Genomic DNA, 22,449 nt, shown 5'->3' on the forward strand with positions numbered 1-22,449 from the left:
AAAATTTTATGTTTAGGGAGATTAAAAATGAAGAAAATTATACTAATTTTGTTACTGTTAGTTAGTATGCTTTTATTTTCAACAAATGCCTTAGCATATGTTAGTGATTCATATGAAACTAATGAATACGAAAATAAAACTGAAATTGATATAGATATTGAAAATGTAAATGATGATATAGATATTATTGATGAGGTTATTACCGATGAAAGCACTACTGATGATAATACTATTGATGAAAGTATAATAATCGAGGATACTCATCACTACTTTTTTGATGTACCTACCCATCACTATGCATTCGAATCAATTAGTAGACTATATGATATTGGTGCAACTAATTATCGACAAGACCATAAATTCATGCCAACTGAATGGATTAGCCGTGGTGAGTTTTTACATATGCTTTTACGTGCTATGGGCTACCTCCCTGTAGATGAAATTATTCCAGTATTTAACGATGTGCATACCGAAACTCCTTTTGCTACATATGTTGATACTGCGTATCGTCTAGGTATTGTTGATGGATTAGGAAATAATGAGTTTCGTCCTGGTGACCCTGTGCGTAGGGACGCATTAATCAAGATGTTAATTACTGGTAATGGTTTGTTGAAGTACGACATTCACTATTCACTTTCGTGGACTGAAAGAAACACTCTTCTGTCAGTATTTAAAGATCGTGATGCAATAAACGGTTGGGCTGAACACTATATTACACATGCTTTAAAATACGAAATTATCACTGGATATCCAGATCAAACGATTCGTCCAAATAGCTATACTACAAGAGCTGAAGCTGCGGTATTAATAGACCGCATGTTTTTGTCTGATAATAATGAAAAATATGAATTAGATCTGCTTGAAATTAACGGTGTAACTATCCCATATACAAATAAGATTGTTATGGAAGCCACTAAATACAATAGCAATCAACAAGGACTTTCCAATTATACAAGAATGGGATTACGCACAAGAATTGGTGCTGTAGCCGTTGATCCTAATTTCATTCCATTAGGGACTCATCTATATATCGAAAATTATGGCTACGCCATAGCTGCAGATACAGGTGGAGCAATAAGAGGAAATAAAATAGATTTATACGCTGCATCTGTTGGAGAGGCCATGCAATTTGGCAGACAAGATGTTGTAGTATATGTGCTGCCGTAGAACCCTTAATCAGGGTTCTTTCTGTATTATTAATATATCTTTTTTTAAAAAAAGGAAGGTTGCTATGACAAAGTTGCCAATATTACTATCGATTCCACATGGAGGAAATAAAATCCCTCCCGAGTTAACCCACTATAATAATCTATCATTTGATGATATTTATAAAGACAGTGACCCACATACAATAGATATTTATGGGCTACAGGATTTTAAAGGACCATTGATTATTAACGATATTGCCCGGTGTTATATAGACGTTAATCGTTCTATGGATGATTTACCCCCACTAAACCATGACGGTGTATTAAAAACGATAAATTTATTCGGTAAGCCCATCTATAAAGATAACTGGTTCCCAAGTGCTAGCTTGAGAAAACTTCTATTAGAAAAATATTATATTCCATTTCATAAACAGATTGAAAAATCATTAGATGCCGAAATAGAGATTGCATTAGATTGTCATAGTATGCTCCCAAATCCACCTACATTCGGAGGCATTAAACACAATTCTACTACAACTAAAAGACCCTCTATTTGTTTAAGTAATTTAGGTGACTTATATGGAAAACCAGTTAATAATTCATTTACAAGTTGTTCTGTCGATTTATTAAATTTACTGTCTAGTGGCTTTCAAAAAGCCTTTGAGCACGAGGATATCACAATAAAATTTAATTCCCCATTCAAAGGCGGATATATAACAAAGCATCATAGTATGAATTCAGAAATACCATGGGTACAAATTGAAATTAATAGAGAATTATATATGTCAGATAATTTTCTAGATACTTCATCTGGAAAGACTAAAGAAACGCGAATTAAAGATTTAAGAACCAAGTTTAAAACAGCTATAGTTCATCTATTCAAATAGTCTTTAAAACAAAAAACGAGGCATATGCCTCGTTTATTTATATGTTTGTTTAGTTTTTTAATTTAATATACTCATTATGAAGCTTATCTAGCTTTCGACTTAATTCCAATACCTCTTCTTGATTTGACAAAGCACCACACTTATCCACTTGATTGTTTAGCTCATTACGAAGAATTTCAAATTGTTGCTCAATCATCTGTGCTTTTTTCGAATTATTATCAAGTTTTATGCTAGTTGTGTTATTCATTAAATCATCCTCAAATGTAATTATTGAATTCATTCTATCATAACTTATTGGTAATTTGGAAGTTATTTTGCTCCCTATTTTACTAATTTGTTTTTATAATTTTAAACAGCTATCCCCTAAAAATTCTTTTATTATAGAAGTACATGGTATTTGTATTTTTTCTGAAATACTTACTGCAAAGCTTAAAAATCGTAACAGCCTCTGAGCCTCAACATATTCATTAGCCTCATAAGGTATTGATTTTAGTAGTTCTTCAGCATGATTCTTAAGTAGTGGAATTTCATAAATCAATGTTGAATTAAACATGACATCTGCTTCTTCTTGAAACGGGAAAATGTATTCATCTTCTCCTCTTCTTACAGATTGCCACATATTAATTGTTTTCTGAGCAGTATTCCCACGATATTGATGATCCCTAACAATTCTGCGTAGTAAGCGCAAATCTGCTGTTGGAATGCGGTTATGTCGATCAAAATTCAACGATGTTAATGCACTTACATATATCTTATATTTGTTACCTTTAGGAATCTGTTCTGTTAACACTTCATTTAAACAGTGTATTCCTTCAATTATCAATGGCTGATTTGGTTCTAGCTTAACCGTTTGACCCCTGTATTCTCTTTTTCCTGTCTTAAAATTATATCTAGGCAAAGAGACTGCAGAGCCCTGTATTAACTGCATTAAATCATTATTAAACTGTTCAATGTCAATAGCCGCAATCGATTCAAAGTTGTATGTCCCATCCGCATGTAAAGGCGTATTCTCTCTATTAACAAAATAGTTATCTACTGAGATTGGTACAGATTGTATTCCATTTACCTTCAGTTGAACCCGCAATCTGTCTGCAAAGCTAGTCTTTCCAGATGACGAAGGGCCAGCAATAAGTATTATTTTGATTCTATCTTTAGAATCAGTTATATGGTCAGCAATTTTAGTTATTTTTTTTTCATGTAAGCCTTCATTTACTAAAATTAGCTCTTGTATCTTTCCCTGTTCAATACATTCATTAACATCTGTAAGGGTGGTTACTCCAAGGACCTTGTTCCATTTTTGCGATTCACGAAATATCTCAAACAATCGTGGCTGTTCAGTATAGTTAGATATTGAATCTGGTTGATTATTATCTGGATATTGTAATATTAAGCCAGGCATGTAGTGCTTTAACTTAAAACACGATAAATATTTTGTACTTGGAACGCAAACTCCAAATAAATAATCCTTATAATCGTCTAACCGATACATAGATATTGTATCTTTTTGTCTATAAGTTAGTAGCTTAGACATATCCTGCCTATTTTGATTATTAAAATAGTTTTGTGCATCACTTAATGATGTTTGTATTTTTTCAAAAGATAAATCTTCTTTTACGAGTTCATTCATGTGATTTTCTATGTTAATAATATCTTGATATCTTAGTTGAACCAGTTCATGGCTTAAAGCTTCATGAATCTGACAATAAATCCCCTTACCTAGCGAATGTTCAATAGAAGTTATTTGGTTATCATTAAGATCATTTACCGCCTTTAATAACAGCATAACTAAACTTCTTTGATAAATTCTTTGTCCATCAGGGTGTTTATAATCAATAAATTTCACTTTTCCTAAGCTCTTTTTAGGATAATATTTTAAGCTATATATTTGTCTGTCTATTTTTGCAGCAATTATCGGATATTTATAATAATGCTTTAATTTAATACTTATATCATATAAGTCCCCACTCTCTTCTAGCGTCTGTCCATTTGGCAAATCTATCAACCAAGTACACTGTTCATTGTTATGCTGAGACAATTCCATAAATATTTTTGCTCCTTCCACTTGAATATAAAATTTATGCAGAATAATTCTTTTACAGTTAGCAATTATAGATTATAATAATATGTATTATTTAAAAGTATAAACATTTTGAGGAGGTTACTAGTTATTATGACTAAAAGAGTGTACAATTTCAATCCTGGACCTGCTACATTACCGTTATCAATTCTAGAGAAGGCTCAAGCAGAGCTTTTAAATTATAATAACACTGGAATGTCAGTAATGGAAATCAGTCATCGTTCAAAAGAATTTGAAGCAATTGTTTCGGAAGCGGAAAATCGTTTAAAATCATTATTACAGTTGAATGATGATTACCGTGTATTGTTTTTACAAGGCGGAGCTACAACACAATTTTCCATGATTCCAATGAACTACCTTAAGCAAGGGACGCAAGCAAATTACATTGTTACTGGAAGTTTTGCAGATAAAGCATGCAAGGAAGCCGCATTTATAGGAGAAACCCATGTTGCAGCATCATCAAAGGATGCAAACCATTCGTACATACCTGAACTAACATCTTTAAATCTAAGTGACAACCCAGCATATGTACATATTACTTCAAATAATACAATCTATGGTACACAGTTCAAAGAGTTTCCTGAAATCAATAACGTTCCATTAATTGCTGATATGTCGAGTGATTTATTATGCAAACCATTTGATGCAAATAAATTTGCACTTATTTACGCTGGTGCTCAGAAAAACCTTGGTCCTTCAGGTGTTACAATTGTTATTATTCGTAAAGATTTAATCGAAGCTAGTAATAAAGACTTACCATCTATGCTTCGTTATGACATTATGGCTGAAAATAATTCTCTTTATAATACCCCACCTTCATTTAGTATTTATATGGTTAATTTAATGCTTGAATGGGTTATAGAGCAAGGTGGTTTAATAGCTATGGAAAAGCATAACGATGAGAAAGCATCTTACATCTATCAAGCTATCGATTCAAGTTCAGGCTTCTATAAAGGTCATTCACAGCCAGAATTCCGATCTACAATGAATGTAACTTTCACTATAGCTAATAGTGAATTAGAGTCTAAGTTTATTGCTGAAGCTGCAGGTAAAGGTCTAATAGGAGTTAAGGGTCATCGTTCTGTAGGTGGTATGCGAACGTCTATATATAATGCAATGCCTAAGGAAGGTTGCCTTGCTTTAGCTGAATTTATGGCTGAATTCCAGAAAAACAACCAATAATTAACCAATAATTAATATAATTAAGAGCAGCATAACATTGATATGCTGCTCTTTCTATTTTAAAATTTTACTTAATCATTAAATAACGTCTGCAACAATGCTACAATCTCCTCTGTTGTTAAACTCTCCCAAAAGAGCTGCCCATGAATCATTATATCTAAGTGCAAATGAACCCCCTGGTCACTACCTATTAAACTATAACTTGTGCCTGTATTACCTGCCTTACCAATAACTTGTCCCCTTTTTACAGGTTCCCCTACTTGAACATCTTGCATAATAGAATCTAAATGCACGTACCTAGCAACAACACCGTTATTGTGTTCTATCCAGACTGATTTACCACGAAGCATGTCTAATATATATTCTGGTGTAATAAATCTACCCATAGCTTCCTGTAAAATTTGGTTTCTATAACTACTGGACAGTTCTATATAGCCCAAGTCAGACCTAATTACAATACCATCATCCATCGCTAATACTGGTGTATTCTTATCTACAATAATTCCTGAAGTATGGGAATAAAAATCCAATCCTTCATGATATCCATTCCTATAGTACCTAGGAGCCCCTGGCCATTGAGATGGTCTCGTGCTAACGTGTGAACCTTCTATTGGATTCATTAAATGCTCTAAATGAGCTAGCCTTTTTTCATAATCCCATTCGCTCACTGGTAATTCATCATTTGCTGGCAACTGAGTCTCACCAAAAACCTTCGTTATCTGACCTGAAACATAAATATTCTGATTATCCTTGTCTATATTTACTTCTATAACCTCATATCCAATTCCATATTTCAGAAAATCCGTACTTATTAACATCGTATCTGTATTTTCTTTGACAATTCCACCACGCAACGGAAATATACGATAACCCTCACTACCGATGTCTGTTCCGTAATAATGTTGAAATTCTCTATTATCATATTCTATATGATATAACATTTCATCTTCATCCAATGTAAAAGTTATAGATTTATCTAAAATACTTTCTATATTATCTAATGAAATGTAGTTTAATCCTTCAGAGTTTTTTGGTTGCTGGTATCTATAACCATTAGTTTGATAATTGATTACCTTATCTAATACTGGTGACACAAAAGTGAGCTCAGTAATATAAAGTGGAAGTATTTGTTTAGGAATTCCATTATTATGATCAGTTGCTATTACATCTACAGTTTGGTTTTGGTATAGATAATACCCTGTAAAGCTTATTAGTATAAAATAACAAAAAAAAGTAACTAGTAATAACTGAACTTTATTTTTCAATTTATGTCTCTCCTGTTTTCCCATTGATAGTTATATATATTTGATTGTACAGGATATAACAATTAAAAACTACCCTTCTAATTAAATTATAAGCATTCAAAGATAAACCATTTTTTTAGAAAAAGGAATTTTTTAATCTTATTAACAAATAATAAAAACAACCATCAACTAGGAGGTTATAATCATGAAGAGCAAAAAAATAGTTTTAATCTTTCTAACGTTTATCTTAATACTTAATGTAATATCTCTTACATATTGGCAAACACAAGAGACAGCAAGGGTGCTTAGATATGGTGCCCAGGGAAATGATGTGACTGAGCTACAAACTAGACTAAATCAATTAGGTTACTATACTTTTAGAATCACTGGAATATACGGCTGGAGAACACAAGCAGCTGTACGAAATTTCCAACGGGATTATGGTTTAGTTGTTGATGGAATTGCAGGTCCACAAACCTGGGGAGCTTTAAGACGAAACACTCACTTAGCTGGTGCTACAGGGCCAGCACGGGGCTTTACTGACCAAGAGATTAATCTTTTAGTTAACTTGGTTAACGGAGAAGCTAGAGGTGAGCCTTACATTGGACAAGTCGCAGTTGTGGCTGTCGTATTAAATCGTGTAAGAAACCAACAATTTCCCAATACTGTTTCTGGGGTTGTCTTTGAACCTAGAGCTTTTACTGCAGTCGCAGATGGACAAATCTGGCTAACACCAACTGACCCAAATCTAAGACAAGCTGTGATGGATGCCATAAATGGTTGGGATCCAACAAATGGAGCATTGTATTTCTTTAATCCAGAAACTTCAACTAGCCCGTGGATTTGGAGTCGTCCACAAATCAAACAAATAGGCAGGCATATATTCGCTTATTAAATATAATTAATAAAAGCAAAAGAGAGGCAACCTCTAAGTAATTATAATTACTAAGGCTGTCTCTCTGTTCTATATACACTTGTTAATTGCTTGAGTTAAATCGTAAATTAAATCATTACAATCTTCAATACCTACAGATATTCGTAATAAATCATCTGTTACGCCTAATTTTTTCCGATAATCCTCAGGCATATCTGCATGTGTCTGTCTGGAAGGAATCGTAATTAATGATTCTACTCCTCCTAAACTCTCAGCAAAAGAAAATAGCTCTAACTTGGAAAGCAAGTCCATAGCTAATTGTTCTGATTTGAAACGAATTGACAACATTGCCCCATCACCTGTAGCTTGTCCGAGGTGAATATTATACCCTTGTTCATTTATAGATGGATAATATACTTGATTTATCCATTTAGATCCCTCTGTTTGAGCCCATTCAACGATGGCCTGTGCATTTTTCGTCTGACGTTCCATCCTTAACCCTAATGTTTTAAGACTTCTAAGGAGTAGCCAAGAGTCACCCGCTGACAAGACAGATCCTGTTGTATTCTGCAAAAATCCGATTCTATCTGCAAGGTCTGCATCATTCGTAATAATTGCTCCTGCCAATAAATCATTATGGCCCGCTAAATACTTTGTCCCACTGTGAATTACAATATCTGCACCTAAATTAATTGGTGTTTGATAATATGGTGTCATAAATGTATTATCTACTATAAATAATGCATTAAATTGTTTGCACAGTTTGGCACACAGCTTGATATCTGTAATCTTCATTAATGGGTTAGACGGCGTTTCGATTAATAAACCTTTAGTATTGGGTTTCCATGTCTGTTCAACTTCAATAAGATTAGTAGTATCAATAAAATCTGCGTCTATGCCATACTGATTGAAATATTGTTTTAATAATCGGTATGTGCCGCCATATAAATCTTCTGATAGGATTACATGATCACCAGACTTGAACAAACCGAAAATAGTAGTTAAAGCAGCCATTCCAGTTGGAAAAGCAAAACCGTACTTACCTTCTTCTAGACTAGCTAGTGCTGTTTCTAGTTCCTGTCTAGTTGGATTAGAAGTTCTTGAATAATCATAACCAGTACTTTCACCTATTGCTGGATGTCTAAAAGTAGCTGAGTGATAAATGGGTGTGCTAATTGCACCATATTTTTCATTTTTAATAACACCAACCTGAGCTAAAATCGTGTTTTTATTAAATTTCATCATCTAACCTCCAATATATGCTATTTCAATTGTATTAATTATGCTTATATAAGAAAAAAGCTTTCTCTTAAGAGAAAGCTTTTTAAACTCGCACTTTCTCTTATCTATCAGAAGTATTCTGCAGGATTTAGCACCTCATGAATTTCATAGGTTGCCGGGTTTCATAGGGCCAGTCCCTCCACCACTCTGGATAAGAGTATATTCTATTACGTTAAATCATAGCAAATTTATCGAATAAGTCAAGTTATTTATATTTTTTCTTTGCAATTTTGATTATTCTGTCGAGCATATCAGGATATTCTAGGCCGATACTTTTAGCTGCATCAGGAAATAAGCTAGTAGGAGTCATACCTGGTAATGTGTTTATTTCTAAAATTACAGGTTGCTGTCCTTCTGGTACAATAAAATCTACCCTTGAATAGGTTTCACAACCTAATGCCTTATGTGCTTTGATAGCCCAATCTTGAGCTATTATAGTGTTCTCTTTAGAAATTCTAGCAGGTATTATGTGCTCAGAGCCACCAGGCGCATATTTTGATTCATAGTCGTAATGGCTATTCTTAGGTACTATTTCTATGACTGGAAGAGCCTGTATATCATCACCTGTACCTAATACGGCAACTGTGATTTCAACACCCTTTATATACTCTTCAACTAATATTTCTGAATCAAAATTAACAGCTGTATTAAGACCTTCTAAAAGCTGTTGCTTATCATAAGCAATAGTTAAGCCTATCGTTGAGCCCTCTTGATTTGGCTTGATTACAATTGGAAAGCTAAAGATATTTATAATTTTGTTAATTATTAACTCTCTATTTAGATTAATTTCATCAGGTTTTACAATAAGCTCTTTAGCTACTTTAATACCAGCTAATGCAAAATGTTTTTTTGATAAAGATTTATTCATAGCTAAGGAACTTGCAAGAACCCCAGAACCTACATATGGGATATTAAGTAATTCTAATAAGCTTTGTACTCTCCCATCTTCTCCGTATCTTCCATGTAATGCGATATAGGCAAAGTCAGGTTTATCCGCTAGTAATTGTTTGATTAACTGTTGGTGATTATCATATTCTAGTGCTATAACATTGTAACCTTTTTCAGTTAATGCCTTGCATACACCTAATCCACTCTTAAGTGACACTTCTCTTTCGTTCGAAATACCACCATATATTACAGCTATATTATTCAAGTTATTGCCTCCTTAATTTAATGTTAAAAAACAGTTCAAATTATAATATTTTAATAATGCGTTATGTTATAATTAAGCCAATACGTTATTTCATTATAATACAAAGGAGCATCTAAATGTACTCTAGTCGACCAATCAAACATACTTTTATTATTCTATTAATTATGTCCTTATCCCTGCTAATTCTTATCGGTTGTCAAAATTCTGCAGGCACGCCTGAGCAACCTGACACAAGCCTAGATGTTGAAAATGAAGACTTATCAGATGATAAATTTGAAAATGGCACTGACAGTAACAATAACAACAATAACGAAATAGCTCAGCCTGAGATTACAGACGAACCTGCCTTGTCTGATGAGCAGCTTCGTGAATTAAAGGTTAATGAGTTAGGTGAAGTTATGGTCCTAATGTATCACGTTATTGGTGATAAAGAAGACGAATGGGAGCGTACTGCTGACAATTTCCGAAATGACTTAAAAGTATTATATGAAGAAGGCTACTATCTGGTTACGGCTAGAGATTTCGTTACAGGAAATATGGACGTACCAGCAGGAAAAACTCCTGTTATCTTAACATTTGACGACTCAACAGAAGGTCACTTTAGGTTTTTAATAAATGAACAAGGTGAAAAAATCGTAGACCCTGATTCTGCTGTAGGTATTATTGAAAACTTTGCAAATGAAAATCCAGGTTTCGGAACAGCAGCTACGTTTTACGTTAATTATCCGTTACCTTTTAGGCAAAATGATCAACCAGAATGGCGTAAGCTTAAATTCGAGTATTTAGTTGATTTAGGTATGGAGATTGGTAATCATACCTATGGGCATGAACGCCTAGACCGCATAACAGACGAAGAGGTTCAAAGAACCCTTGCGCGTCATGTTGAAGCTACGCAAAACTTATTACCAGGCTATTCTGTCGATACATTTGCATTAACGTTTGGTATAAGACCTGTAAATCGCGAATTATCAGTTCAAGGTAGCTATAACGGTATTGATTATCATCATAAAGGAGTCTTTCTAGTTGGTTCCAACCCTGCTCCTTCACCTTTTTCTACGGAATTTAAACCAGAAGCAATTCCTAGAATTAGGGCAGCCAGTGTGCCTTCTGATTTCTTCAATCAATGGATAGATTATTTTAGAAATAATCCTGAGCGCCGATATGTAAGTGACGGTGATATGAACACAATAACCATACCTGAAGAGCTTAAGGATAGCGTAAATATAGAGAAGTTCGATGATAGAACTATCCGAACTTACTAACAGTATTTTAGCGGCACAACATTTGTTACTTAAATGTTATGCCGCTGTTTTTTAGTTGTTCAATTGCTGTATTTAATTGCTCATTGTTCTGTACTAGACCAATGCGCACATAACCTTCTCCCATGGCGCCAAAAGCATCTCCTGGGATTACAACAATTCCCGCTTGCTCTAATAGAAGTACAGCAAACTCTTTAGATGTATAGCCTTCAGGAATCCTAGCCCAAATGAACATGGATGCTTTTGGTTTATTAATTTTCCAACCAAGCTTTTCAAGCCCATTGATTAGTATGTCTCGTCTTTCTTGATAAACATCAGACATCTTTTTGCAATGCTTCCCTCCATCTTTAAGGGCCGCTAACGCTCCTGCTTGTACAACGTGGAACACTCCATAATCGATGTTGCTTTTAAGTATTGTTAAATTTTTTAATACTTCTTTATTACCTAAAGCAAATCCAAACCTTGCGCCTGCCATATTATAGCTTTTCGATAAAGAATTAATTTCTATACCTATATCCTTTGCTCCAGCTACCTCTAAAAAGCTAGGAGGCTTATAACCATCAAAGCACAGTTCAGAATAAGCTAAATCGTGAACAACTAGTATATTATATTTTTTTGCGAAAGCTACTACTTGTTCGAAGAAAGCTAAGTCAGCTACAGCAGATACAGGATTAGATGGATAATTTAAGAACATTAGCTTTGCCTTAGTGGCTACTTCTTCAGGAATCGCTTGTAAATCTGGTAAATAACTATTTTCCTCAAGTAATGGCATAGTATGTACGGTTCCACCAGCTAATTCAACGCTAGCAAAATAAATTGGATATCCTGGATCTGGCACTAATGCTATATCACCTGGGTTAAGTATCGTTAAAGGCAGATGAGCTAACCCATCCTGTGAACCCATCAATGTAGTTATTTCTTGCTCATGGTTTAATACTACATTAAAGCGATTGTAATACCAGTCAGTTATAGCTTTATGTACTTCTTCAGTTCCTTTTAACGAATAAAAAAAAGACTTAGGTTCTGACATTGCTTTACCCATAGCCTCTATAACTGCTTTAGGTGGAGGCAAATCCGGTGTGCCTATACTCAAATCTACTATATTTTTACCTTTTTTTAACTCGTTTTGTTTTCTTAAAGCCATTTCAGAAAAGATTGCAGACCCTATATTTTTCATTCGATTTGCAATGAACATAATAACCTCCAGTTGTTGATAAAATAATTATGTATGGTATCATTATAGCATTAAAAATGGAATGTTTAAGACAAAGGGGAAAATTTATGTCTATTAAAAAAATACTTCTTGTGTATGCTCATCCGGATGATGAAACCTTTGCAAACGCTGGAACGATAGCTAAATATACTAATGAATATCAGGCAGAAGTTTATGTTGCCGTTGCAACCAAAGGTGAAGCAGGCAAGCTTGGTGACCCACCTCTTACAACTAGAGAAAACCTAGGCAATTTCAGAGAAAATGAAATGCGAAAAGCTGCTAAACACCTAGGCATCACTGATATATTTTTTCTTAACTTTTTAGATGGTACATTAGATATATTAACTGAAGTTGATAAAAAAAAATTGCGCTCAGCTATTGCTAAAATAATACTAGAAATAAAGCCAGATATATTAATAACATTCCCTGAAGACGGTATTTCCCTTCACAAAGATCATATTGCTATACATAGCTCCTGTTTAGCTGCGATTGATTCTGTCAAAATGGAGTATATAATACCTAAGATGTATTATACTGTTGTTCCTAAATCTCTTTACAAGCTCAGGGGCAAAACCAATCAAGGCACTCTAGACAGTCAAGTTACTACTAAAATTAACATTGCTAAATATAAACAGATTAAATTTAGAGCCTTATTAGAGTATAGAACGCAGGTGTTTTCTATAAACAAAGTGTTTCCTGGCCTATTAACTAGTAATAATTTATCTCTTATATATGATTATGAACATTATCAGCTTGTAAGTTTATATGGAGAAACTATAGACTTTACATCCCATCGTGAAGTATCTTTGTTTGATAAACTAAAATAATTAATAGCTTACTACATCACAAATTTTAATAAATTAGTAGTTTTTAGCTAAAAAACTAGTCATTCGACAAAATCTTACAAGCTTTAGCTGTTTATTTTATTATTTATATATGTTACAATAAATAACAAATAAGTTAAGAGTTCGTGTATTAGGAGTGTGATACTGTGTCAAAACATTTGTTTCAGTCTGAAACTGCTACCGCATTAGCGAATGATACAGGTAGAAATTCCTGCGATGATGGAAATGAAGCTAGTAACACTAATCATGGGACTTTACCGACTTGGTGGAAAAAGATTAAAGCTGTTCAAGTATTAGAAGAAGAGCAACAAAAATAATATTTAAAAATGGCGCCAGATGGCGCCATTTTTTTATCATAAAGCTAGCAGAAGACTCCCACTTCAACAAAGTAAGTGGGAGATGAATGCAACAATATAGCAAACATATGTTTTCAAGCATCTCCTTTTGTGGTATAATGTTAGTAACTGGAAAGGAGGTGAAATCTAGTGAAACTAAGCTTGAAATACTACCCACGCTGGAAAAAAGAACAACTACAAATCATCGAAGAATTATCATTTCACACCACGAAACTATACAACATCGCTAATCATCAGTGTCGTGAGAAATACAAAAGTTACCGTGTCTTAGAAAAAGAATTAAAGCAAAATTGGCATAAGCCATATCTACATTCACACACTTACCAGCAACTATTAAAAGTATTAGAACAAAACTGGAAAAGCTATTTCAGTTCCTTAAAAGACTATAAACAAAATCCCAGTAAATACAAAGCAATGCCACAACCGCCAAAGTACAAGCACATACATAAACGTAAAAACGAAATCATCTTCACCAATCTAGCAATACGTAGAAAAGACGGTCATATACTACTTTCATTATCCAAAACCATGCAAAAAGCATTCAAGGTTGACAGTCTAAAAGTGGAAGAACCCAAAACCCTTCCCCTACCTGAGCATGCTCACATACAACAAATCCGCCTACAATATGACCAAAACTGGCATCTCTTAATCATCTACAACATACCAGCTAAAGCACAAAGCACTTCTAAAAACATAATGGCTATTGACCTAGGCTTAAGTAACCTTAGTGCAATCACCTTCTCCCATAGTAAAGATAACTACATCATAGACGGCAAAAGCCTAAAAAGCATCAACGGCTATATCAACAAAAAAATAGCACACCTACAATCAATACGTATGAAACAAACTAGTGCTAAAGCATATAAAACAACCAAACAAATAAAACGACTAAGAAAAAAGCGTCATGACTACATCACCAACTACCTGCACCAAGCAAGTAGAACCATCATAAACCTAGCCCAACAATACGATATAGGAACCATAGTCATTGGTGACATCAAAAGAATCAAACAACATAGCACCCTCAAAACCTTTGTACAAATACCAATAGAGCGCTTTACGAAGATGATCCAATATAAAGCAGAATTAGCTGGTATAAAGATAACCTATCAAAAAGAAACATACACTAGCGGTGTAAGTGCTATTGACCTAGAGCCAATAACCAAAACATACTACAACAAAACAAGAAGAGTATGCCGAGGCCTGTTTCGAACAAACCAAGGAATCTACGTCAATGCAGACATCAACGGCAGCTTAAACATATTAAGAAAAACCTATACAGGTACTCCCAATCTGATAACATCAGTGAGGGATAATGGGTGTGTGAACCATCCACAGCGAATAAGGGTTGCCTAGATTAACTAGGTGGAAACTTAAATACCAAACTTCACTGAGACAAATTACTATTCTTAAGATTAGGAAGCTCCCACTTCTAACGTTAGTTAAGTGGCGAGTAGTTCACGCTTAGAGAACATTATTTAGTGAACAACACTATTTACATATGGGATTAGGTTTAAGTACTCTTCTGGTGTTAGCTGCGTCTGCCAGACTCCAGTAATAATAGCTATTGCCATTACACCAAAATAGATTGTCAGTATACTCACTGGTATAATCCATTTACCATAGTTCTTATTTATAAACTTATATTCTAAAGTTCCCTTTTGTGGACATGCGTCTACACATGCTAAGCAACTATTACATTCTGGAGAAAATACTTCTTTCTTATTCATTATATCTAATTGGTTTATACAAGCTTTATTACATTTACTACAATCAATACATGTATCTGCATTTCTAGTAATTACAGATGGACTAAACCATCCAAAAATACCCATAAAAGCACCATACGGACATAAGTATCTACACCAAAAGTTTTTAATGTAAAATGTTAATGCTAAAATTATTAAGATTGAGATTAGTGTTGTTTTAGACATATCTATTAAAAATAACAGCATTTTAATATCAGATATTTTATTATAATCTGACATTTTAAACATATATGCCGCCATACCGTTCATCTGATAAAAAATACCATATAAAAAGAAACCTAACAATAAATATTTAATACTTCTTAATGGAATATCTAGCCAGTTAGGTAATGTAAACTGCTTTCCAATAAATCGATTTGCAAGTGCTGATAATCTCTCAGATATCCAACCGAATGGACATATCCAACCACAAAATGCCTTCCTAAAAATATAAGAAATCAAAATAAACGTTAATAATATAATTATTGCTGCGGGGTGAATCGTATCAAAAATTCCATTTGATACCCAGCTTTTTATACCTACCAATGCGCTTAATGGTAAAAATGCTTCTACTGCATGTGGTCTTCCTAAATAAAGGCCTTCTCCATAGTTATAATAATATTGGAAGAAAATATAAAAGCGAATCCCTACTAAAACAGTAAATGCTAAAAATAAGTATTGGATAGTCTGTCTTAATTTTGTGTTCAAAAAAATAACCCCCTTCTACAAGTTTATAGTAGCATAAGGGGGAGTTTTTGATTGTGATTTATATCATAGGACACAAAATGTTCAATTATTTACTATTTATTTCTTATTATTTCTTAAGGCCCCTACTTCCTGGCTTTTTCATTTCGACTCCTTTAGCGCATAGCGGGCACGTTTCTGGATTATAGGTTTCGATTTGAATTTTCAGTAGCGACTTAAGTGGTACTCCATAATCAACTGGTTCTGGGCTTCTATTTACTAGAACTCCAACACCTACAACGATACCACCCTGTTCTTGAACAATCTCTATTACTTCTTTAACAGAGCCTCCAGTAGTAATTACATCTTCTACGATAAATACTTTTTGTCCTGGTTCTACAAAAAAACCTCTACGAAATACCATTTTTCCGTTTTCACGTTCAGCAAACATTGTTTTAGTACCTAGTAATCTTGCGGTTTCGAATGCAAGTATAATTCCGCCAGTTGCTGGTCCAACAACTAAATCAACTGAAATGTTATTTTCTTTAATAAATTCAGCGAACTCATTGCATAATTTACTTGCTTGATCAGGATACTGTAGCACTTGTGCGCACTGCATATACTCGGCACTATGTTTACCTGATGTTAAACTAAAATGTCCAGTTTGCAGTACATTCGTTTCCTTTAATATCTCTAAAATTTGATCTTGATTCACTTTATCTACCTCCGATTTTCTTATCCTAAACATTCTAATAATTATTCTTAAACTCGATTACGCGAAAGAGTTGATTATCTTCACAGCTGCCTGATACGGATTATCAGCTTTTGTTATATTTCTGCCTATAACCATATAGTCAGTACCTAATTCAACAGCTTGCTTAGGTGTCGTTATTCTGACTTGATCATCGACACTACTATCAGTCATACGAATCCCTGGTGTGACAGTAATAAATTCTACTCCACAAGCGTCTTTAATAAGTGGTACTTCCTGGGCAGAAGCTACTACCCCATCTAATCCAGCAGCTTTTGCTAACTTAGCATAACGTACGACAGTTTCCTGTATTGGTTCATTTATACCTATCTGCTCATTTAATGTGCTTTGGTCAGTACTTGTTAACTGTGTTACCCCAATTAGTAATGGCATCGGAATATCTAAACTTTTTGCTACTTCTTGAGCAGATTCACGCGCCTTTTCCATCATTTTCAAACCTCCTGCCACGTGGACATTCCACATCCAAACTCCTGTTTTCGTTAAGGATTTAGCTGCTCCAGCGGCAGTATTTGGTATATCGTGTATTTTTAAATCTACAAACACTCTTAAATCTAATTTATGTAAATCTTCTATTATACTTGGTCCTACACTATAATATAATTCCATACCAACTTTAACTGTTTTAATTACAGGAGCTATTTGTTTAGCAATTAAGAGTGCTGTTTCTCTATTGTCTGTATCTAACGCTACAATGATTTTATCTGCAGGGGGCATATTGTTGTTATCATTCATATTGTTATTATCCATATAATTGTTATTCATTTTGTTATCCATTGATAGACTCCTTTGCCTTACCTACTAGCGTTTGTATATCAGATATTGAATGCTTAACCATATACTCTTCTATTTCTGAAATAATATCAACACAAGCATATGGATTAATAAAGTTGGCCGTTCCAACTTGCACAGCTTTAGCACCAGCTAAAATAAATTCAATAGCATCAGCTCCTGTCGTAATGCCGCCAATGCCTATAACAGGAATCTTAACTGCTGAAGATACTTGCCAAACCATCCGTACAGCTACAGGTTTAATAGCTGGACCGGACATTCCACCCATCACATTTGCCAGTATTGGTTTCTTACTGTGAATATCTATCGACATACCCAACAGCGTGTTTATTAGCGATACTGCGTCTGCACCAGCATCTTCTACTGCTTTAGCTATACTTACTACATCAGTTACATTAGGTGTTAATTTGGCTATAATCGGAAATCGGGAGACTTTTTTGACTTCAGATATTACTTTATCCGCCATTTGGCAATCAGTACCAAAGGCCAATCCCCCAGCTTTAACATTAGGACATGATATGTTTACTTCTAATGCCTGTATACTTTCAGATTCGTTTAACCTCTTTGTAACCTCTATATAATCCTCAAGTGTACTTCCTGCTATGTTGACTATAACTGGTGTTGTTTTAAATTGCTCAAGCCACGGTAATTCGCTCTGTAGTACTACATCTACACCTGGATTTTGTAGTCCTATAGCATTAAGCATCCCAGCAGGTGTTTCCGCTATTCTAGGGACTGGGTTTCCAATCCTCTCACTTGCTGTAGTAGCTTTAACTACAATTGCGCCTAATTTGTTTAAATCATAGTATTTAGCATATTCCTTACCAAATCCAAAACACCCTGAAGCTGGCATTACTGGATTCTTCAATTGCATAAACCCCAAATTTACAGCTAAAGATGGATTTTGCTTAATCATTCAAACACCACCTTTTCAGAAGTGAAAACTGGTCCACAGTCACAAATTTTTGCGTACTTCCACGATTGAGATTCGCTAGAGTCATCTTTATCAAGAGCTTTTATTTTAGTTACACAGCCCATACATGCTCCTATACCACAAGCCATATGTTCTTCAAAGGATAGATATCCTCTAGCTTGTACGAAACTAGGGTGACTCATCAAGACACGTAACATCGGTTTTGGTCCACATGCACAATAACAATTTACCTGTACGTTTGAAAAATAATCAGTAACCAAACCCTTATTGCCATAACTGCCATCAATTGTATACACATGTACATTTCCATGTTGTTTGAATTCTTCTTCTAAGATAACCTGATTTTTTGATGCAAATCCTAGAATGGCATGAACTTCAATATTGTTATTGGCTAATTGTTTTGCTGCGTATAAGAGAGGGGGCACACCAATACCGCCTCCAATTAAGTAGACTTGCTGACTCTCAATTTCAACTGGGAACTTCCCATTTCCTAAAGGAGCTAGTACATCCAGCTCAATTCCTTCTTCACCCAGTTCTGATAATAATGTTGTGCCATAACCGTGCTTACGATAAACAAATCGCACTGTTCCCTGTTCTTTATTGACATCACATATACTGATTGGTCTACGGAGTAATGGATCAATACTGTTTCTTATCCGAATATGGGCAAACTGCCCAGGTTGGGCAGTTGAAGCCAATTCAGGGCAGTATACTTCCATATCAAAAATATTCTCAGCTAACTGATTATTTCTTAAAACTTTAGTTATGTGTCGCATAAGTTCCGCCCTCCTGTTTACTTTTTGTACTCTATCGGTTGTACAGAAAAATTAATCGTTTGCAGAACCTTTAATATTGCTGCTGCAGTATCTAAAGAAGTTAGACACGGAACGCCATTTTCTACTGATTCCCTTCTAATCTTAAATCCATCACGCTCTGGCTTTTTACCCTTGGTCAAGGTATTAATTACCATATTTGCGTCACCTGAACGTAATATTTCTACAATATTAGGAGATCCTTCATGTAATTTATTAACTATAGTTACAGGTAACCCACTGTCTTTTAGGTAGCTGGCAGTTCCACTTGTAGCAACAATTTCAAAGCCTAAATCTACAAATCCTGTTAAGATTTCTTTAGCTTCTTCTTTATCTTTATCAGCAACTGTAGCTATAATTTTACCATGGGTAGGTATATTAATTCCTGCACCTATAAGCCCTTTATATAAAGCTTTTGCGAAGTTGATATCCTTACCCATTACTTCACCTGTTGATTTCATCTCTGGCCCTAACGTTATATCTACACTGCGAAGTTTAGCAAACGAGAATACAGGAACCTTTACTGAAACTTCTTCAGCTTCAGGCCAAAGTCCGTTTTCATAGCCTAAGTCTGTAAGCTTACTGCCTAAGATTACTTTAGTAGCTACATTGGCTAATGGTATCCCAGTGACTTTACTTAAAAATGGAACTGTTCTAGAAGACCTCGGATTAACTTCAATTACATATACTTGATCTTTATGAATAACAAATTGAATATTCATTAAACCCTTAGTATTTAATGAGGTTGAAAGTTTAGTTGTATGTTCAATAATTTGCTGTTTAACTTCCTGTGAGATTGTTTGTGTTGGATAGACAGCAATCGAGTCCCCACTGTGTACACCTGCACGCTCTATATGTTCCATAATTCCTGGTATTAGTACAGTTTCACCGTCAGAGATTGCATCAACTTCAACTTCTTTACCAGTTAGGTAACGGTCTACTAACACTGGATGCTTTGTTGAAATCTGCACCGCTTTTTCCATATAGTTCAATAAGTCTTCTTCATTATAAACAATCTCCATTGCCCTACCACCAAGTACGTATGATGGTCGAACCAGCACTGGATAACCAATATTAGCAGCTACTTTAACTGCTTCATCAACTGAAAATACAGTATCTCCTGGTGGTCTTGGAATATCTAGCTTTTGTAGTAAAGCATCAAATTTTTCACGATCTTCGGCAGTATTAATGTCTTCCATATTTGTACCTATAATAGGAATATTAAGCTCTGCTAGCGGTTCCGCAAGATTTATAGCAGTTTGTCCGCCAAATTGAACAATAACTCCATCTGGTTGTTCACGTTCAATTACGTTAAGAACATCTTCTAAGAACAAAGGTTCAAAGTACAATCTATCTGAGGTGCTGAAATCTGTTGATACGGTCTCTGGATTATTGTTTATAATTATTGCTTCGTATCCAGCTTCTTTAATTGCCCATACTGCATGAACAGACGCATAATCGAATTCAATACCTTGTCCAATTCGAATTGGCCCAGAACCTAGAACTAAGATTTTCTTTCTATCTGTTACTTCTCCTTCGTCCTCTAAATCATAACTTGAATAGAAATAAGGTGTAAAAGCTTCAAATTCAGCAGCACATGTATCAACCATTTTATATACAGGCGTAATATTCATTTGCTTGCGTAAATCTCTAATAACAATTTCATCGATACCAAGTAGCTTACCTATATAATGATCTGTAAAGCCTAACTCTTTAGCTTTCTTCAGCATTAATTTTTTAGTTTCTTGATCATCGCTGTGTTTTTCCCAAATATCTTGTAAAATAAATTCAAATTCAACTAACCCGAAGATTTTATTTAAGAAGAATAAATCAATTTTAGTTATCTCATGAATATCTGTAACTGTATATCCTCTACGAAAAGCTTCAGCTATTAAGAATAGTCTTTCATCATCTGCTTTATTGATTCGACTAAGAAGAGTATCATTGTCTAACTTTTCAACGTCTTTTAAATATAAGCTATCAATGTCAATTTCTAAGGAACGTATAGCTTTTTGTAAAGACTCCTCAAAGTTACGTCCAATTGCCATTACTTCTCCTGTGGCTTTCATTTGCGTACCAAGCTGACGATTTGCAGTGATAAACTTATCAAAAGGCCATCTAGGTATCTTTGTTACAATATAATCAAGAGCTGGTTCGAAGCTAGCATATGTCTCTTTAGTAACAGGGTTTACAATTTCATCAAGTGTTAATCCAATGCTAATTTTAGCTGCCATTTTAGCAATCGGATATCCTGTTGCCTTTGAAGCTAATGCACTGGAGCGACTTACCCTAGGATTAACTTCAATTACATAATAGTCGTAGCTATATGGATCTAATGCATATTGAACATTACATCCCCCCTCAATTTTAAGGGCTCTAATAATATCAAGAGATGCCGTTCTTAACATTTGGTACTCTTTATCTGAAAGTGTCTGACTAGGTGCAACTACAATACTATCTCCTGTATGGACACCAACAGGATCAAAATTCTCCATATTACAAACTACTATACAGTTATCATTCTTATCACGCATAACTTCATATTCAATTTCTTTAAAACCAGCAATGCTTTTTTCAACGAGCACTTGTGTAATTGGGCTATATTTTAATCCAAGACTTACTATTTCCTTGTACTCTTCTTCGTTGTATGCGATACCGCCACCTGTACCACCTAATGTGTATGCAGGTCTAATAATCAATGGATACGGAACTTTTTGTGCAAATGCTAGTGCTTCCTCTAATGTACTTACAATATCACTCTCAGGCACAGGTTGGTTTAGTTCATTCATTAAAGTTCTAAATAGGTCACGGTCTTCAGCTTTTTGAATCGCTTCTAAATTTGTTCCTAATAGTTTAACATTGTATTGGTCTAGAACTCCATGTTTATGAAGCTCTATAGCCATATTTAGTCCAGTTTGGCCACCAAGTGTCGGTAGTAATCCATCTGGCCTTTCTTTACGTATAACCTGTGTCACTGCTTCTAACGTAATAGGTTCAATATATACTTTATCTGCTATATCTGGATCTGTCATTATGGTAGCTGGATTACTATTCACAAGTACAACTTCATAACCATCTTCCTTTAAAGCTTGGCATGCCTGAGTTCCAGCATAATCAAATTCAGCCGCCTGTCCAATTACAATCGGTCCACTTCCTATGACAAGTATCTTTTTTATGTCGCTCTTAGGCAT

General features: G+C 34.6%; 20 protein-coding genes and 1 riboswitch. Of the genes, 8 read left to right on the forward strand and 12 right to left on the reverse strand.

All coding sequences use genetic code 11. The features are described from left to right. Positions 1–27: 27 nt before the first annotated feature. Together BHF68_RS12260 and BHF68_RS12265 are read left to right on the forward strand one after the other, a co-directional pair. Positions 28–1,167, forward strand: coding sequence for an S-layer homology domain-containing protein (locus tag BHF68_RS12260; RefSeq protein WP_069643956.1), 1,140 nt, complete (start codon positions 28–30; stop codon positions 1,165–1,167). A gap of 64 nt (positions 1,168–1,231) precedes the next feature. Then, positions 1,232–2,035: an N-formylglutamate amidohydrolase gene (locus BHF68_RS12265; RefSeq protein ID WP_069643957.1), complete on the forward strand. Its 804-nt coding sequence runs from the start codon at positions 1,232–1,234 to the stop codon at positions 2,033–2,035. A gap of 49 nt (positions 2,036–2,084) precedes the next feature. On the opposite strand, the gene BHF68_RS12270 is transcribed toward BHF68_RS12265, so the two are convergent. Then, positions 2,085–2,282, reverse strand: coding sequence for an aspartyl-phosphate phosphatase Spo0E family protein (locus BHF68_RS12270; RefSeq protein ID WP_069643958.1), 198 nt, complete (start codon positions 2,280–2,282; stop codon positions 2,085–2,087). A gap of 93 nt (positions 2,283–2,375) precedes the next feature. Continuing rightward, a complete protein-coding gene (locus BHF68_RS12275; protein WP_084019421.1) occupies positions 2,376–4,076 on the reverse strand; it encodes a nucleoside kinase in 1,701 nt (566 codons plus the stop codon). 129 nt (positions 4,077–4,205) lie between these two features. On the opposite strand from BHF68_RS12275, the gene serC reads away from it, so the two are divergent. After that, complete coding sequence (gene serC / locus BHF68_RS12280) at positions 4,206–5,294, forward strand: 3-phosphoserine/phosphohydroxythreonine transaminase (protein ID WP_069643959.1); 1,089 nt, start codon at positions 4,206–4,208, stop codon at positions 5,292–5,294. A gap of 71 nt (positions 5,295–5,365) precedes the next feature. Here serC and BHF68_RS12285 read toward each other — a convergent pair whose 3' ends face one another. After that, positions 5,366–6,559, reverse strand: a complete 1,194-nt coding sequence (locus BHF68_RS12285) for a M23 family metallopeptidase (RefSeq protein ID WP_069643960.1) — start codon at positions 6,557–6,559, stop codon at positions 5,366–5,368. 184 nt (positions 6,560–6,743) lie between these two features. Between BHF68_RS12285 and sleB the strand changes: the two genes are divergently transcribed. After that, entirely contained in the window at positions 6,744–7,433 is a 690-nt protein-coding gene (sleB, locus tag BHF68_RS12290; RefSeq protein ID WP_069643961.1) for a spore cortex-lytic enzyme, read from the forward strand. A 69-nt stretch (positions 7,434–7,502) separates the two neighbouring features. Here the strand turns inward: sleB and BHF68_RS12295 are convergent, their stop codons facing one another. After that, complete coding sequence (locus tag BHF68_RS12295) at positions 7,503–8,654, reverse strand: trans-sulfuration enzyme family protein (RefSeq protein ID WP_069644069.1); 1,152 nt, start codon at positions 8,652–8,654, stop codon at positions 7,503–7,505. Between the two features lie 97 nt (positions 8,655–8,751). After that, positions 8,752–8,851, reverse strand: a riboswitch (SAM riboswitch). Between the two features lie 47 nt (positions 8,852–8,898). Next, on the reverse strand, positions 8,899–9,846 hold the full coding sequence (locus BHF68_RS12300; protein ID WP_245669675.1) for a D-alanine--D-alanine ligase family protein: 948 nt from the start codon (positions 9,844–9,846) through the stop codon (positions 8,899–8,901). Positions 9,847–9,962: 116 nt separating this feature from the next. On the opposite strand from BHF68_RS12300, the gene BHF68_RS12305 reads away from it, so the two are divergent. Next, the gene (locus BHF68_RS12305; RefSeq protein ID WP_069643962.1) at positions 9,963–11,108 is read left to right on the forward strand and encodes a polysaccharide deacetylase family protein; all 1,146 of its coding nucleotides are present in this window, start codon (positions 9,963–9,965) and stop codon (positions 11,106–11,108) included. A 25-nt stretch (positions 11,109–11,133) separates the two neighbouring features. Here BHF68_RS12305 and BHF68_RS12310 read toward each other — a convergent pair whose 3' ends face one another. After that, positions 11,134–12,300, reverse strand: a complete 1,167-nt coding sequence (locus BHF68_RS12310) for an LL-diaminopimelate aminotransferase (RefSeq protein ID WP_069643963.1) — start codon at positions 12,298–12,300, stop codon at positions 11,134–11,136. Between the two features lie 86 nt (positions 12,301–12,386). Here BHF68_RS12310 and BHF68_RS12315 point away from each other — a divergent pair, with 86 nt between their 5' ends. The 3 genes from BHF68_RS12315 (at position 12,387) to BHF68_RS12320 (ending at position 14,875) form a co-directional block, all read left to right on the forward strand. Beyond that, entirely contained in the window at positions 12,387–13,145 is a 759-nt protein-coding gene (locus BHF68_RS12315; RefSeq protein WP_069643964.1) for a PIG-L deacetylase family protein, read from the forward strand. 164 nt (positions 13,146–13,309) lie between these two features. After that, positions 13,310–13,480 carry a hypothetical protein gene (locus BHF68_RS15420; RefSeq protein WP_176719939.1) on the forward strand — a complete coding sequence of 57 codons (171 nt, stop codon included), beginning with the start codon at positions 13,310–13,312 and terminating at the stop codon, positions 13,478–13,480. Positions 13,481–13,648: 168 nt separating this feature from the next. Beyond that, on the forward strand, positions 13,649–14,875 hold the full coding sequence (locus BHF68_RS12320) for an RNA-guided endonuclease InsQ/TnpB family protein (protein WP_069643965.1): 1,227 nt from the start codon (positions 13,649–13,651) through the stop codon (positions 14,873–14,875). 122 nt (positions 14,876–14,997) lie between these two features. On the opposite strand, the gene BHF68_RS12325 is transcribed toward BHF68_RS12320, so the two are convergent. The 6 genes from BHF68_RS12325 to carB all read right to left on the reverse strand — a co-directional run bounded on the left by BHF68_RS12325 (position 14,998) and on the right by carB (position 22,449). Next, entirely contained in the window at positions 14,998–15,975 is a 978-nt protein-coding gene (locus tag BHF68_RS12325) for a 4Fe-4S binding protein (RefSeq protein WP_084019424.1), read from the reverse strand. Positions 15,976–16,081: 106 nt separating this feature from the next. Continuing rightward, positions 16,082–16,699, reverse strand: a complete 618-nt coding sequence (pyrE, locus tag BHF68_RS12330; RefSeq protein ID WP_069643966.1) for an orotate phosphoribosyltransferase — start codon at positions 16,697–16,699, stop codon at positions 16,082–16,084. A 24-nt stretch (positions 16,700–16,723) separates the two neighbouring features. Further along, positions 16,724–17,497, reverse strand: a complete 774-nt coding sequence (pyrF, locus tag BHF68_RS12335) for an orotidine-5'-phosphate decarboxylase (protein WP_245669677.1) — start codon at positions 17,495–17,497, stop codon at positions 16,724–16,726. Continuing rightward, positions 17,490–18,428 carry a dihydroorotate dehydrogenase gene (locus BHF68_RS12340; protein ID WP_069643967.1) on the reverse strand — a complete coding sequence of 313 codons (939 nt, stop codon included), beginning with the start codon at positions 18,426–18,428 and terminating at the stop codon, positions 17,490–17,492. Before BHF68_RS12340 ends, pyrF begins: the two co-directional genes overlap by 8 nt. Then, on the reverse strand, positions 18,425–19,222 hold the full coding sequence (locus tag BHF68_RS12345) for a dihydroorotate dehydrogenase electron transfer subunit (protein WP_069643968.1): 798 nt from the start codon (positions 19,220–19,222) through the stop codon (positions 18,425–18,427). The genes BHF68_RS12340 and BHF68_RS12345 overlap by 4 nt, the downstream gene beginning before the upstream one ends. Positions 19,223–19,239: 17 nt before the next feature. Beyond that, positions 19,240–22,449 carry a carbamoyl-phosphate synthase large subunit gene (carB, locus tag BHF68_RS12350; RefSeq protein WP_069643969.1) on the reverse strand — a complete coding sequence of 1,070 codons (3,210 nt, stop codon included), beginning with the start codon at positions 22,447–22,449 and terminating at the stop codon, positions 19,240–19,242.

This window comes from Desulfuribacillus alkaliarsenatis (genome assembly GCF_001730225.1).
GTDB classification, from domain to species: domain Bacteria; phylum Bacillota; class Bacilli; order Desulfuribacillales; family Desulfuribacillaceae; genus Desulfuribacillus; species Desulfuribacillus alkaliarsenatis.

Excerpts from the sequence above, each read along its gene's own strand:
- BHF68_RS12340 (WP_069643967.1), bottom strand. The coding sequence starts at position 18,428 with ATGATTAAGCAAAATCCATCTTTAGCTGTAAATTTGGGGTTTATGCAA.
- pyrF (WP_245669677.1), bottom strand. The coding sequence starts at position 17,497 with ATGGATAACAAAATGAATAACAATTATATGGATAATAACAATATGAAT.
- BHF68_RS12345 (WP_069643968.1), bottom strand. The coding sequence starts at position 19,222 with ATGCGACACATAACTAAAGTTTTAAGAAATAATCAGTTAGCTGAGAAT.
- BHF68_RS12305 (WP_069643962.1), top strand. The coding sequence starts at position 9,963 with ATGTACTCTAGTCGACCAATCAAACATACTTTTATTATTCTATTAATT.
- BHF68_RS12310 (WP_069643963.1), bottom strand. The coding sequence starts at position 12,300 with ATGTTCATTGCAAATCGAATGAAAAATATAGGGTCTGCAATCTTTTCT.
- sleB (WP_069643961.1), top strand. The coding sequence starts at position 6,744 with ATGAAGAGCAAAAAAATAGTTTTAATCTTTCTAACGTTTATCTTAATA.
- BHF68_RS12270 (WP_069643958.1), bottom strand. The coding sequence starts at position 2,282 with ATGAATAACACAACTAGCATAAAACTTGATAATAATTCGAAAAAAGCA.
- BHF68_RS12265 (WP_069643957.1), top strand. The coding sequence starts at position 1,232 with ATGACAAAGTTGCCAATATTACTATCGATTCCACATGGAGGAAATAAA.
- carB (WP_069643969.1), bottom strand. The coding sequence starts at position 22,449 with ATGCCTAAGAGCGACATAAAAAAGATACTTGTCATAGGAAGTGGACCG.
- BHF68_RS12260 (WP_069643956.1), top strand. The coding sequence starts at position 28 with ATGAAGAAAATTATACTAATTTTGTTACTGTTAGTTAGTATGCTTTTA.
- BHF68_RS12315 (WP_069643964.1), top strand. The coding sequence starts at position 12,387 with ATGTCTATTAAAAAAATACTTCTTGTGTATGCTCATCCGGATGATGAA.
- BHF68_RS12275 (WP_084019421.1), bottom strand. The coding sequence starts at position 4,076 with ATGGAATTGTCTCAGCATAACAATGAACAGTGTACTTGGTTGATAGAT.
- pyrE (WP_069643966.1), bottom strand. The coding sequence starts at position 16,699 with ATGTTTAGGATAAGAAAATCGGAGGTAGATAAAGTGAATCAAGATCAA.
- serC (WP_069643959.1), top strand. The coding sequence starts at position 4,206 with ATGACTAAAAGAGTGTACAATTTCAATCCTGGACCTGCTACATTACCG.
- BHF68_RS12295 (WP_069644069.1), bottom strand. The coding sequence starts at position 8,654 with ATGAAATTTAATAAAAACACGATTTTAGCTCAGGTTGGTGTTATTAAA.